This is a genomic window from Lentilactobacillus raoultii (assembly GCF_900411375.1).
Taxonomy (GTDB): Bacteria; Bacillota; Bacilli; order Lactobacillales; family Lactobacillaceae; genus Lentilactobacillus; species Lentilactobacillus raoultii.
Genome location: NZ_LS422985.1, coordinates 29,100 through 41,575, shown reverse-complemented (window position 1 = coordinate 41,575; position 12,476 = coordinate 29,100). Strand labels below are relative to the sequence as shown.

Annotated in this window: 13 protein-coding genes; 4 read left to right on the top strand and 9 right to left on the bottom strand. The window is 43.1% G+C overall.

Annotation, left to right across the window (positions count from 1 at the left end; genetic code table 11):
- The first annotated feature begins 41 nt into the window (after positions 1 to 41).
- The 4 genes from hflX to ED605_RS05460 all read left to right on the top strand — a co-directional run bounded on the left by hflX (position 42) and on the right by ED605_RS05460 (position 5,694).
- The gene (gene hflX / locus ED605_RS05475) at positions 42 to 1,334 is read left to right on the top strand and encodes a GTPase HflX (protein ID WP_121977896.1); all 1,293 of its coding nucleotides are present in this window, start codon (positions 42 to 44) and stop codon (positions 1,332 to 1,334) included.
- A 40-nt stretch (positions 1,335 to 1,374) separates the two neighbouring features.
- A complete protein-coding gene (locus tag ED605_RS05470; protein ID WP_121977895.1) occupies positions 1,375 to 2,775 on the top strand; it encodes an APC family permease in 1,401 nt (466 codons plus the stop codon).
- A 372-nt stretch (positions 2,776 to 3,147) separates the two neighbouring features.
- Positions 3,148 to 4,821 carry a Cna B-type domain-containing protein gene (locus ED605_RS05465; protein WP_121977894.1) on the top strand — a complete coding sequence of 558 codons (1,674 nt, stop codon included), beginning with the start codon at positions 3,148 to 3,150 and terminating at the stop codon, positions 4,819 to 4,821.
- A 186-nt stretch (positions 4,822 to 5,007) separates the two neighbouring features.
- Entirely contained in the window at positions 5,008 to 5,694 is a 687-nt protein-coding gene (locus tag ED605_RS05460; protein WP_121977893.1) for an MgtC/SapB family protein, read from the top strand.
- A gap of 86 nt (positions 5,695 to 5,780) precedes the next feature.
- Here the strand turns inward: ED605_RS05460 and ED605_RS05455 are convergent, their stop codons facing one another.
- From ED605_RS05455 to ED605_RS05415, 9 genes are all read right to left on the bottom strand, one after another.
- On the bottom strand, positions 5,781 to 6,488 hold the full coding sequence (locus tag ED605_RS05455; protein ID WP_121977892.1) for an amino acid ABC transporter permease: 708 nt from the start codon (positions 6,486 to 6,488) through the stop codon (positions 5,781 to 5,783).
- A gap of 15 nt (positions 6,489 to 6,503) precedes the next feature.
- A complete protein-coding gene (locus ED605_RS05450; RefSeq protein ID WP_121977891.1) occupies positions 6,504 to 7,142 on the bottom strand; it encodes an amino acid ABC transporter permease in 639 nt (212 codons plus the stop codon).
- The gene (locus tag ED605_RS05445; protein WP_121977890.1) at positions 7,139 to 7,972 is read right to left on the bottom strand and encodes a transporter substrate-binding domain-containing protein; all 834 of its coding nucleotides are present in this window, start codon (positions 7,970 to 7,972) and stop codon (positions 7,139 to 7,141) included. Before ED605_RS05445 ends, ED605_RS05450 begins: the two co-directional genes overlap by 4 nt.
- Positions 7,973 to 7,996: 24 nt before the next feature.
- The gene (locus ED605_RS05440; protein ID WP_121977889.1) at positions 7,997 to 8,737 is read right to left on the bottom strand and encodes an amino acid ABC transporter ATP-binding protein; all 741 of its coding nucleotides are present in this window, start codon (positions 8,735 to 8,737) and stop codon (positions 7,997 to 7,999) included.
- Between the two features lie 532 nt (positions 8,738 to 9,269).
- A complete protein-coding gene (locus ED605_RS05435; protein WP_121977888.1) occupies positions 9,270 to 10,106 on the bottom strand; it encodes a DUF6681 family protein in 837 nt (278 codons plus the stop codon).
- A complete protein-coding gene (locus ED605_RS05430; protein WP_121977887.1) occupies positions 10,106 to 10,765 on the bottom strand; it encodes a hypothetical protein in 660 nt (219 codons plus the stop codon). The genes ED605_RS05435 and ED605_RS05430 overlap by 1 nt, the downstream gene beginning before the upstream one ends.
- A 75-nt stretch (positions 10,766 to 10,840) precedes the next feature.
- On the bottom strand, positions 10,841 to 11,284 hold the full coding sequence (locus tag ED605_RS05425; RefSeq protein ID WP_121977886.1) for a Fur family transcriptional regulator: 444 nt from the start codon (positions 11,282 to 11,284) through the stop codon (positions 10,841 to 10,843).
- Between the two features lie 156 nt (positions 11,285 to 11,440).
- Positions 11,441 to 12,013 carry a guanylate kinase gene (locus ED605_RS05420; RefSeq protein WP_121977885.1) on the bottom strand — a complete coding sequence of 191 codons (573 nt, stop codon included), beginning with the start codon at positions 12,011 to 12,013 and terminating at the stop codon, positions 11,441 to 11,443.
- 6 nt (positions 12,014 to 12,019) lie between these two features.
- Positions 12,020 to 12,448 (bottom strand): bis(5'-nucleosyl)-tetraphosphatase, encoded by a 429-nt coding sequence (locus ED605_RS05415; protein WP_121977884.1) that lies wholly within the window; start codon positions 12,446 to 12,448, stop codon positions 12,020 to 12,022.
- Positions 12,449 to 12,476: the final 28 nt, after the last annotated feature.

The window sequence follows — 12,476 nt, the reverse complement described above, 5'->3', positions numbered from 1 at the left end:
GTGTGCTATAATTGAACACGAACTTTAGAGGAGGAACTCATTTGGATTTAACACAAACATTGACACCAGTAGTAACGATCGGGTTGAATCAACATCCGAACCGCTTCGATTATTCGATGACCGAGCTAAACAACTTGGCTGAAGCCAACCACATGAAGGTTGTCGAAACCCTGGTTCAGAAATTAGATAAACCGGATCCGGCAACCTACTTTGGTAAAGGAAAAATTGAAGAACTTACTCAAGTAGTGATCGATGATGGTGTTGAGACAATTGTCGCCAACGACGAACTCTCTCCCAGCCAGATTCGAAACATCGAAAAGGCCACCAAAGTTCGTATTATTGACCGTACCGGCCTGATCTTGGAAATTTTTGCCAACCGGGCCCAGTCACGTGAGGCAAAACTACAAGTGGAGTTGGCTAAATTAAAATACCAACTTCCCCGCCTGCACACCAGTGCCAGTCAACGCCTTGATCAGCAAACCGGTACCAGCAGCGGCGGTGGCTTCACCAACCGTGGTGCCGGTGAGTCACAGTATGAGTTAAACCGACGAACCTTGGAAAATCGGATTACTCACGTTAACCACGAATTAAAAGAGGCCGCTAAAGCCGATCAGATCAAGCGAAAGCAACGTGATCGAAGCGAGACGCCGACGGTAGCTTTGGTAGGCTACACCAACGCCGGCAAATCGACGATCATGAATGGCATGATCAACCTGTACAGTGACAATGACGATAAACAAGTCATGGTCAAGGATATGCTGTTTGCAACGCTGGACACATCGGTTCGAAAATTAGCGTTACCTGGTCATCGTCATTTTCTACTCAGCGATACCGTCGGCTTTGTCAGCCAACTTCCCCACCAATTGGTTCAAGCGTTTAAATCAACCTTGGCCGAAGCAGCCAACGCCGACCTATTGATTCAAGTTGTTGATAACTCCGATCCGCATCGCGAAATGATGATTAAGACTACCGAAGAGACGTTAAAGGAGATTGGGGTCGATCATATTCCGATGATTATCGCACTTAACAAGGCCGATAAAATGGCCGTCACCTACCCGACTCGTGAGGGAGACAATTTGGTGATGTCGGCAACCGACCCGGCTTCTCTAAAGGCCCTCGGCGAAATGATTAAAGAAAAAGTGTTTAAAGACTATCAAACCCGTTCGTTGTTAATTCCGTTTGATAAGGGTGAGTTGGTTTCCTACCTTAATGATCATGCCAACATTTTAAAAACCGACTATCGTGACAGTGGCACCGTGATTACCGCAGAGTTAAACGGTGTTGATGCCAAACGATTCGAAAAGTACCTTTTACAACCCAACGAACCTCAATAATTTCAACTAAATTAAGTCACAATAGAGAGGAAGAACTATCATGAAGCAACAAAAAGAAGTGTCGCTTGATCGAGACCTTGGCCTTTGGTCAGCGTTATCGCTGGTAATCGGAACGATTATCGGCGCCGGTGTTTTCGTTCGTCAATCTGCCGTTTTGGATGATGCCGGTTCCACTACCATGGGCCTGTTAGCTTGGTTGGCGGGTGGGGTCCTCACCATTACCGCTGGCCTGACGATTGCCGAAATCGCCTCACAAATGCCTGAAACCGGCGGCCTCTACGTCTACATGGAAAAAATTTATGGTCGAATTTGGGGCTTCCTGTCCGGTTGGATGCAGATTATTATTTATGGTCCGGCCATGATTGCTTCACTGGGCGCCTACTTAGCGATTCTTTTATCAGATTTCTTCGGTTTTCCCAGTCGATACAACGCATTAATCGCAATTGGCACCGTCATTTTAGTGGGGATTTTAAATCTTTTCTCTAACCGCTACGGTGCTACCTTTGCGATTATTACCACTTTGTGTAAACTTGTCCCAGTGGCCGCTTTAATTATCTTTGGCTTATTCTTTGGCAAACAGGGTGCCCTGGGTCAAAGCATTTCTGAAGTCCATCAATCTGCCGGCAATTTTGGTGTCGCCATTCTGGCAACCCTATTTGCCTTTGACGGCTGGATCTTAATCGCCAATTTAGGTGGTGAAATTAAGAATCCTCGAAAACGACTGCCCCAAGCCATTACGTTTGGGATCTTGTCTGTTTTAGCCATCTATATGTTGGTTTCCTACGGTGTTTATCGCGCCATTCCAGCTGAAAAAATCCACAGTATGGGCACCGGTGCCATTCCGTTCATTGCCACAACCGCATTTGGTGAAATCGGCGGTAAAATCTTGAGCATTGGGATTATCATTTCCATTGTCGGCTGTATGAACGGTAAAATCATGACGTTCCCACGAATTATGTATGCTATGGCTAAACGCAACCAATTACCGTTCTCAAAGACGTTAGCCTACTTACATCCGAAATCTCACACGCCAATCTTCTCAACTATTGCAGAATTAGTTATCGTGGCAATCATGATTGTCTTTTCCAACGCGGATCGGCTGTCTGAACTCTGTATCTTTACCGTTTACTGCTTTTACGTAATGGCGTTTGTCGGCGTCTTTCTTCTCAGAAAACGCAATTCTGGCCAGCACCGGGTCTTCTCAACGCCATTCTTCCCGCTGACGCCCATTGTCGCAATTGGCGGCTCACTCTTTGTGATTATCAGTGAGATTATTTCCGACTTACCAGGGGTTTTGACGTCTTTTGTGTTCGTTCTCGTTGGTGTTCCTGTTTTCTATTATGAAACTAAAAAACACGGGATCGTTGAACCGCAAAACGAAGATGCTCCTATTGAGGAGGACGACTCGCTTGAAGATAACCAAGTTAAAAGTAACGGTTAAAACTTAATAAATAATCAACTCCAAGCGTTGGCGGTAATCGTTAAATAACGATTTATCGCCAACGCTTTTTTTGCTCAAAGTTAGATTTTAGAAATTCGTACCCGAGAATTAATTTAAATTTTTTCGAAACCAAATAAAGACCGGCATGACAGGCACCATCCGCTTTCCAATAATTACCTGCTTACTTAAATATATTGAATTTCATTTTATCCAAAGATAACATGGAAGTAACTCAAGACACCAAGTCATGTGAATCGTTATTGTTAAATCACTCAAACAGGTAAAATAATCAATGGGGTTAATTAGTTGTGTGGGTCCTTATATTGATTCTCATGACACATTGGCTGTCTTAGAAATTTGGAGGGATGTAGATTGAATGATTTTTGGGTTAAAATCCGACGCTTTGTCGGTCAGCATTTTGGGTTACTGGTGACTTTAACTGTTGCCCTTTGCTTCTTTGGACTAGCTGCCAGTCCTCAACGAGCAAATGCGGCTGATTTAAGTGCTAAAGTCACAGGCCTTTCGGCAACCGATGCCCAAGAAGACGGCAACACAGTGTCACCTACCACGTCTTCCGAATGGTATGCCGGCCCGGTTCATCAGTTAACCTATCACTTTAAAGTTGCTAACGGCGTCCAAATCAATGACGGCGATACCGCTAAATTAACACTACCAACGGGTGCCCGTTTCCGAACGCCGGAAAAGTTTCCAGTAAAGGCTGCCAATACGAACGAAACCGTTGGTGAATTTTCAGCCGATCCCAACACATCAACTGGGCAATTAACTTTTACCAACGCAACTTACTGGTCTAAGTATAATCAAAACCGCAGCGGCTCTCTCCAGTTTTCAGTCACTGGTAGTCGCCAATTCACGCCGAGCTACGGGGCGACTGTTTTTCTTGCTAAAAACGGCTGGGCTAAAAATGAGTCTGTCCGCCCAAACGGCACATTGTCTCAAGTCACGTGGCAAGTCTTGGTTAACCCTAATAACCATCGACTGAATAACGTGGTCGTTAACGACAATCTCGGTAACACTTCGGCTCAAAGCATGAATCCCAGCTCAATTTACGTGACCGATAATGCGACTGGACAAACCATTCCAACGAGTTATTATAGTGTCCAAGCCACTTCAACCGGTTTTAAATTTCAATGGCACCAAACCTTGGATAAAGCCATCAACATCATGTCAACCACTAATATCAGTAACGACAATGCATACAGTACGGCGGGTCAGGAATTAGATTTACCCAATACCGCTGCGCTGACGGCTACCGATGTCACTAATTCCAAGACCGGCACCTCGGTTAAAACGTCCAATACCAAGACGGTTGTTTTAACCATGGGTAAAGGGTCTGCCAACGGGAATCATGTCGACCAAACAACCAATCTTAATGTTCAAAAGGTTTGGCAAAACGTCCCAACCAACGTTAAAACACCAGCCGTGACGGCAAAATTATATGCTGATGGCCAAGATACTGGCAAAACCGTTGCTCTAAACACTGGCAACTCTTATAAAGGCAGTTTCACCGGCTTGGAGAAGTACGCCAAAGACGGTCATTTGATTAAATACACAGTTAATGAAGCCAGTGTGCCAACCGGCTACCAATCAAATAATCAAAATCAGCCGATTGCCCCCGATTCAAACGGGAATGTCACACTGACCAATACATTCAAAAAGCAGAATTGCTTTACCTATGTTAAAGTTACCAAGCAGTGGCAGAACGTGCCGTTTCTTAAAGTAACCCCTGATGTCAGGGTTGTCCTTTACCGAAATGGTAATCCTTATCGAGATCTTTGGTTAAATAGCTGCAATGACTACACCGCAACATTTAACAATCTGCCCCAATACGATCAGGCGGGTCAAGCTTACACTTATACTGTGGCAGAACCACAAGTTCCTCATGATTACCAAACCACTACGCCGGGTCAACGAACGCCGGTTAATCACCAAGTGACCCTAGTCAACGTTTATCATGAACATCATGCTCACAAGCATCACCATTCATGCTTACCAGACTGGGATTGGATTTGGCACTGGCACTGGTAATAGTTGATTTGTGACACTTAATTAAAAAACGTGATCTGAAAAGCGGTTAATCAACCGGCTATCAGATCACGTTTTTTAATCTTATAATGCAGATTTCTTTTTGGTATTTATTTGACAACCCATTTTATAATAGACAACAGGATACTCTTATGTTCCAAATAAATTCAATTAAAAGAAGGTGATGCCATGTCCTTTATCCTCTATCAATTAGAGTGGATTGGCCGTTTATTAGTGGCCGCAATCTGTGGTGGTCTGGTAGGTTTTGAACGAAAGGCCCGCCTGAAAACTGCTGGGATTCGAACCCATATGTTAGTGGCAGTTGGCTCTGCGCTCTTCATGATTATTTCCAAATATGGTTTCTTTGACCTGGCCGGCCATACCCGAATTATCGGCGTCGACCCCTCACGGATCGCTGCCGGCGTTGTCACCGGGATCGGGTTCATCGGTGCCGGGGCTATTATGACCCGCAATCACCAAATTGATGGTTTAACAACGGCTGCCGGTCTCTGGGCCACTGCCGCAATTGGGTTGGCGATCGGAGCAGACATGTACATCATCGGCATTGCCGGGACACTCTGCATTCTAGTCACCCAAACGATTGTCAGACGGATTCGAGCCCTAAAACGCTACCCAAATCGCTCCTTATTGCGACTACAGGTTACCCTGCGTGGTCAACTAATCGAAATGGATCAATTACCGGACCGACTAAAAGCCCTTGGCAGTCTGAATATTCAAATGCGTATTTTAAAATACGATCCGGCTTCCTTTACCCTTGGTGTGACCATTCGGTTAAAGAAACGGATTAGTCCCAATGAATTTGTCAAAAAGATGACTGAATTTACCGATGTTCAGGAAATTGAAGTAATTGATTAGGTGGCAGCAAACAAAAAATGGGATTAGTAATCACTCTGCACGTGGTTGCTAATCTCATTTTATTTGTGCGTTGAAATAATCATTAATTAAGCATCACTGGCATTCTCAGCAGCTTCATCAACCTTGGATTTCTTCTTACCGCCACCAATTCGATTCTCAAGGTATTTCGAGAACAGTGACAGCGAGTAGCAAACGATAAAGTACATCACCGCTAGTGCTAAAAACATTGGAATCGTATAGTTCGTATTTTGACCATAAATGATTTGCGCATGATTCATCAAATCAGGCAAGACAATGATTGTGGCCAAAGACGTATCCTTCACTAACGAGATAAATTGACTGACAATTGCCGGAATCATATTTCGAATTGCTTGTGGCAAAACGATATATCTTAAAGCCTGCCAATAAGATAACCCGTTAGCCCGGGCACCTTCCATTTGGCCAACTGGAATCGAGGCAATTCCGGCTCGCACAATTTCCGCTACCATTGCGGATTCAAAAACCGCCATGGCAATCACCGACGCCCAAATCGGATCAGGTTTAAAGCCTAAATGTGGCAAGCCGAAGTAGGTAAAGAAGATAATCAAAATCAATGGTAAATTACGGATAATATCAATAACAAAGCCAACGACGGCTGACAAGTATTTAATCTTAACGTAACGCACAACCCCTAAAATTACACCAAATATGTAACTCAAGGCAATCGAACAAACGGAGACCAAAATTGTTACCCAGGCTCCCTCTAGAAGGAACTTGATATTAACCCATGAATAAGCACCCAATACAGTTAACATATCGTCATTCCTCCCTTAAGCTAATTTTTTTTCCAGATAACGCATGTAGTAACTCAGTGGCAGCGTCAAGACCAAGTACAATAAACCAACACATAGGTATGTGCTCATACTCTGTAAGGAATCCGATGCAATCACATTTGCTTGATACATCAAATCAAATCCGGCCACAAAGGCTAGAACCGATGAGTTCTTAACCAAATTAATAAACTGGTTGCCCAGTGGTGGGATCACGTAACGAAACGCCTGCGGTAAGATAATGTAACGCATCGATTGCCAATAGGATAACCCGTTGGCCCGGGCACCTTCCATTTGGCCAGGGTCTACTGACTGAATTCCTGAACGAACGGTCTCAGCAATAAATGCAGATGAGTACAATGTTAGACCGATAGTTCCAGACGCAAAGCCACTAATTTTAACAACGTACATTGGAATAACGACGTAGAAAAACATGGTAATGACCAAAAGTGGAATATTTCGAAAAACTTCAATGTACACTCGGGCAATCACTCGAGCGGCTTTGTTTGGCATGGTTTCCATAATTGCAAACGCAGACCCGATAATCAACGCGAAGATTAGTGCAATAATACTGCACAAAAGCGTCTGGCCAAGTCCTGTGAGCAATTCACCACCGTAATTTTGAAAAATGCTTATCATCGTTCTGCCCCCTTCATATCAAAGCCACGAACATTGTGGAACCATTTATAGATCAGTTTGTTATATTGACCTGAGTCTTCCACTTTTGTCAGCGCGTGATTTAGGGCATTGTGGAATGGCCGCTGACCCTTAGCTGTTGCAATCCCATAGGGTTCATTGGTAAACGTGCCGCCCACAACGGAATAACCCGGGTTTTCAATTGACATCCCGTAAAGAATCCCGTTATCCGTGGTCAGTGCATCACCCTGACCAGACTTCAACGCGGTTAAAGCCTGCGAATAATCAGATAGCTGCAAAACGCGGGCCTTTGGTGCAAATTTTTTAATATTTTGAACTGAGTTTGATCCAACCACGCCCAGAACAACCGCTCCCTTATGGTTTAAGTCGCGAACATTCTTGATGGGACTACCATTCTTAACCAGAATCGCTTGCCCGGCATCAAAATATGAACGGGTAAAGTCAACTTGCTTAGCACGTTGCGGCGTAATGGTCATTGTTGCCATGATGGCATCAATGTTCCCATTTGCCAGTAACGGCATTCGCGTCTGACTAGTGACTTGAATAAAGCGGGCTTTTCCTTTTTTACCAATTATCTGCTTGGTCAACGCCTTGGCGAGGTCAACTTCAAATCCTTTAATTTGATTATCTTTCACGTCCATAAGACCAAATAGCTTGGTATCGGCCTTGACACCCCAGGTAATCGTTTTAGATTGTTGATCTTCCTTTAGAACATCGCGTTTTGCACCAGACGACTTACTGCAGGCCCCCAGTGAAACCACCATGACCAATAAGGCGATCATCAACCCAATCTTCGATAAGATCTTTTTCATGATGTCTCCTCCAATTCAGCGTTTTTAGTGTGTAATAATTTTCCCAAGAAATTGACGGGCACGTTCATTGGATGGTTCACCATCAAAGAATTTTTTACTGCTGTCATCTTCCAAGATTCGACCATCATCCATGAAAATTACCCGGTTGGCTACTTCACGAGCAAAGCCCATTTCGTGAGTCACAACCAGCATCGTCATATCAGAATCATGAGCGATGTCCTTCATAACGTTTAACACGTCGTCAATCATTTCGGGATCAAGCGCACTGGTGGGTTCATCAAATAGTAAGCATTTTGGACGCATGGCCAGCGAACGGGCAATCGCAATTCGTTGCTGTTGTCCACCTGACAACTGAGCCGGTAATTTTTCAGCTTGGCTTCGAAGGCCAACCCGATCTAATAATTCCAACGCAATTTTACGGTTTTCGTCTTCATTTCGATGCAGCACAATCCGGGGTGCCAACATAATATTTTCCATAATGGTTTTGTTGGCATACAAATTAAAGTGCTGAAAGACCATGCCAACATTTTTACGAATTCGGTTAATATCGGTCTTTTTATTGGCTAAATCCTGGCCGTTAACAATTAATTTCCCTTCTTGAATAGTTTCCAAGCCATTAATCGTTCGAATCAGCGTTGATTTACCGGAACCGGACGGTCCAATCAACACAACGGTTTCACCAGCTTCAATTTTAAGATTAATGTCTTTAAGCGCATGGAAGCTACCGTAGTACTTTTGGACATCTTGAAATTCGATCATTGCCATGTTATTTTCCTCCAAGTAGTCGACAATATTAGAATTGTCTAAGAATGTATCTACCCTCAGTTTAGGTTAAAAGTGATATCAGGTCAAAAAATTGTCACATTAATTTTACAAACATGTAACATTTCCTGCCATGTTCCTTCATAGCGACCCTTTCTCACGTTTTCCATAACAAATAAAAGTAGAAAAATGATTCAATGGCTGAGCCAAAATGTGAAAAGAAAAGAAAACAGTTAAATTAATCTAATGTATTACAATTTTACAGGAATTGGGGAAAAAAGAAAAGTAGTGTGTGCAGAAAAGCGGTTAACACCCGGATAATAAGACGTCAATCTGAGAAATCCTGCCTTTGGATTTTTCAGATTGATCTCTTATCAGGAGCGGTGTTGCTTTTCGGAACAGTCCTAATCCAGTGTGTGCAGAAAAGCGGTTAATTCACGAAGCAGTCCTACTCCAGTGTGTGGATCAACGCATACAAAAAGCCGGAACCACTACCACGTGTTCCGACTTTGCTGCAATCATCTAAGAAACCAGTTTATACTTTTTTATACGCCACACTCACTCGTAGGGTATAGTCCTGCGAATGTTCCAAAACGCCGGCCCGGCCAATTTCTTTGTAGGGGCCGCCAAATAATTCAACAGACGCTAAATAGAGTTTTAGATCCGATAAATCAATCGACCGAATGGATTGAAGACCAACCCGTTTGATCGACCCCACCGGATAGATTTCGGCTTGGTTCATCCCCGCATAAACAATCAAGGAATCACCCTGACGTTTCATCTCAAAGTAAGGCATCATCACACCCTTACCAATCGCATAAATCGGCTTGCTACCATTAATCTTCAAGAGTTCATAAATCTTTCGATCCGTCATCCCATTATAGTCAGCCCGGAAAAGCTGTTGCTGCTCCATTTGGGCAACCAAGCGATTCAGATTCATCTGCTCGGACGGTGAAATAGCAATTTTGGCAGGTAGTACATGCTGCTCGTCAAAAATCCCGTTTGCCGCGTTGTCTTTCCGATTATAAGGCTCCTGAATCACTGTGTTACCCATTTTAGAATTTGCTTGAATTTCTTTTTCATGGGGTTGCAAATGAAGCATCCGCGCCAATTTTGGCGAGATATCAAACCATGGCTGTTTCTTTGTGAAATAGTAAAAGAAATTACAAATCAAAAAGTAAAACAGAATCAGAGAAACTGCCAGCAGCAATGCCCCCTTGGAATAGTATTTGTTCTGCAAAAAGCGAAAACTAATGTAAAACAAATACAAATTCCCCAAAAAGCCAAGAACCGTGTAAATTCGACTCTTAACCGCGACATTAATATTGAAGTAGCCAAGGTAATGATTAATCATATCCAAAAAACTAAACATTATTGGCCACCTCCAGTATTCTGTTGAGTCGTCGTTGTGCCATCATTGGTGGTATTGGTATTACCAGTCCCATCGTTAGTGGTTGTACCGGTATTGCCAGTTGTTGTCCCGTTATCATCTGTCTGACCAGTCGTCGTTTGATCATTGGTCTTCTGATTTTGATCGGTACCATCTGTGGTCCCTGTATTTTGATTGGACTTTTTCGTTGTCCCGGTTGTTGATTTTGCCTTAGTTGTCGACTTACCGGTTGTGCCCGATTTTTTGGTTGTCGTGCCATTATCTTTCGTTCCGGTAGTTTGATCCGTTTCCGGTGTACTGCTTTCGTTCACATCGGACGAAGCTTGCTTTTCGGAGGATTCTTTTGCCTGCTTTTCTTTTAAAGAAGAAGCTTTGGCAGCTTTTTCCGAAGATTCCTTTGCCTTTTGCGAAGAGGTCTTAGCCTTATCTTTATCATCATTCAGACTGGTATCAGTCTTTTTCGGCTTTGGCTTACCGTAAATCGAATTGGACATATTCTTTTGACTAGTGGTTTGAGTGGTAGTAGGTGTTCCTTCACTGGTTCCCGTGACTTTATTAGCCACAACGTTAGTCGCACCAAGTGCCAAACAAATCGATAAAATTGCAAATGGTGTTACTAATGGCGGAATTCGATTATCCATTCAAAAAACTTCCTATCCTCTGAATTAGTAAACCATATTATCGCACAATTTCTTCAACAAAACCTGAATATTTGATTAATTATTCTTTAAATTAGCACATTCTGGGCAAAGGCCATAAATCTGGAATAAATGTCCCGTGATTTCGCAGTCACCCAACTGCGACGTGATTTCATCACTTAATGGGCAGTCCCGTAATTCAATGACTTTACCACAATTATTACAAATAAAGTGGTGATGGTGTTCTTGCTGAAAATCACATTGAAATTTCACGGACGCCCGATCGCCTTGAATCTGACGCTCGACAATCCCCAAATCAGCAAATTCAGAAATATTTCGATAAATCGTATTATGACTCATCTTGGGAAACGTTTGGCGCATGAAATTGTCAATGCTGGTCACTTCCACAAAGTGTTTGGTTGCCGTATCGACAAGGTATTCCAACATCGCTTTTCGTTGCTTTGTAATTTTGAAATTATGATCTTTTAATAAACGCGTTGCTTCTTCAACTGCTGCAGGCATTAAAATCACCTTTACTTTTTATTGACATGAGTGACACACTAGTAATAATTACCATCTACTATCTTTTATATAGTAACATGAAACGCCAGCCAATACCAAGTGGTTACACCACCTATCGGATAAACCACAATAGCAGTCAGTACAGTGTGTATCGACTTATTGACGACCATTTGGATGACAATACTTGGACACGATCTGATCTACCTGATTTTTAGTCTGCGTTAAATCCAAATTAACAATTTCATAGGCATGCCCGATTAACGCTGCCGGCATCTCTAAGTCGCGAACGTACTCTTGGCTTTTAATCCGTTTAGTCACCATAGTTGTATCATCACCGCGGCCTTCCATGCGGCGTTTTAAAACTTCCGGGTTGCCGACTTTAAGAAAAATGATCACGGCCCGTTCGCCTAATTTTCGTTTATACGTGACTGCACCGGCACCATCCAACACAATGCAGACATAGGGATTCTTTTGCCAAGCACTTTCCAACCCTTCATACGAGGAACCATAATAATTGCCGGCATAGCGCACTGATTCCAGGTAATGATTATGAAAAAAGGACTGGTTGGTTTCAAAATAATAGTCAACCCCGTCTTTTTCATTTGCCCGGGGTGGTCTTGTCGTATGGGTGATCACTCTTGGCATCCCATAACGATCATGTAAATAATTTCGAATCGTGGTTTTCCCACTCCCGGCTGCACCGGTAATTACAAAAACGCGATTTTCCATTGATGACTATGCCCCGATTCCTTCTTTTGTCCGAATGTAATAGTCAGCGTCTTTTAGCAATTGTCTCAAATTATCATAAGTTAATTTATCATAGGCTTGCTGATAGTTAAACCAGCCAAATGAATTAATTTCTTCCACCTGACGAGTCACTTTAACGTCCGGTGCAACTTTGCTGACAAAAAATGTCACCGATTTATGATGACCATTCTTCATATCATACTCGACCGTTTCTTTAAACTTGGTATCGATCCGGGTATCCAAACTGGTTTCTTCCTTAATTTCCCGAACTGCCGTTTGAATCAGATTTTCGTGTGGCTCAACGTGGCCCTTTGGTAAGCCCCAAAAATCATCAGTTGCACTTTGTAACAGTAGGTAGCAAATTTCACCATCTTGAACGTTGTAAACAACTGCGCCACTTGCGTATTCAGTTACCATTTGAATGTCTCCTCTCATTTCTCAATCC

Coding starts and splice junctions, on each gene's coding strand:
- ED605_RS05460 (WP_121977893.1), top strand. CDS start 5,008: ATGTCCTTTATCCTCTATCAATTAGAGTGGATTGGCCGTTTATTAGTG.
- ED605_RS05420 (WP_121977885.1), bottom strand. CDS start 12,013: ATGGAAAATCGCGTTTTTGTAATTACCGGTGCAGCCGGGAGTGGGAAA.
- ED605_RS05440 (WP_121977889.1), bottom strand. CDS start 8,737: ATGGCAATGATCGAATTTCAAGATGTCCAAAAGTACTACGGTAGCTTC.
- ED605_RS05455 (WP_121977892.1), bottom strand. CDS start 6,488: ATGTTAACTGTATTGGGTGCTTATTCATGGGTTAATATCAAGTTCCTT.
- ED605_RS05430 (WP_121977887.1), bottom strand. CDS start 10,765: ATGGATAATCGAATTCCGCCATTAGTAACACCATTTGCAATTTTATCG.
- ED605_RS05435 (WP_121977888.1), bottom strand. CDS start 10,106: ATGTTTAGTTTTTTGGATATGATTAATCATTACCTTGGCTACTTCAAT.
- ED605_RS05470 (WP_121977895.1), top strand. CDS start 1,375: ATGAAGCAACAAAAAGAAGTGTCGCTTGATCGAGACCTTGGCCTTTGG.
- ED605_RS05415 (WP_121977884.1), bottom strand. CDS start 12,448: ATGGTAACTGAATACGCAAGTGGCGCAGTTGTTTACAACGTTCAAGAT.
- ED605_RS05445 (WP_121977890.1), bottom strand. CDS start 7,972: ATGAAAAAGATCTTATCGAAGATTGGGTTGATGATCGCCTTATTGGTC.
- ED605_RS05450 (WP_121977891.1), bottom strand. CDS start 7,142: ATGATAAGCATTTTTCAAAATTACGGTGGTGAATTGCTCACAGGACTT.
- ED605_RS05425 (WP_121977886.1), bottom strand. CDS start 11,284: ATGCCTGCAGCAGTTGAAGAAGCAACGCGTTTATTAAAAGATCATAAT.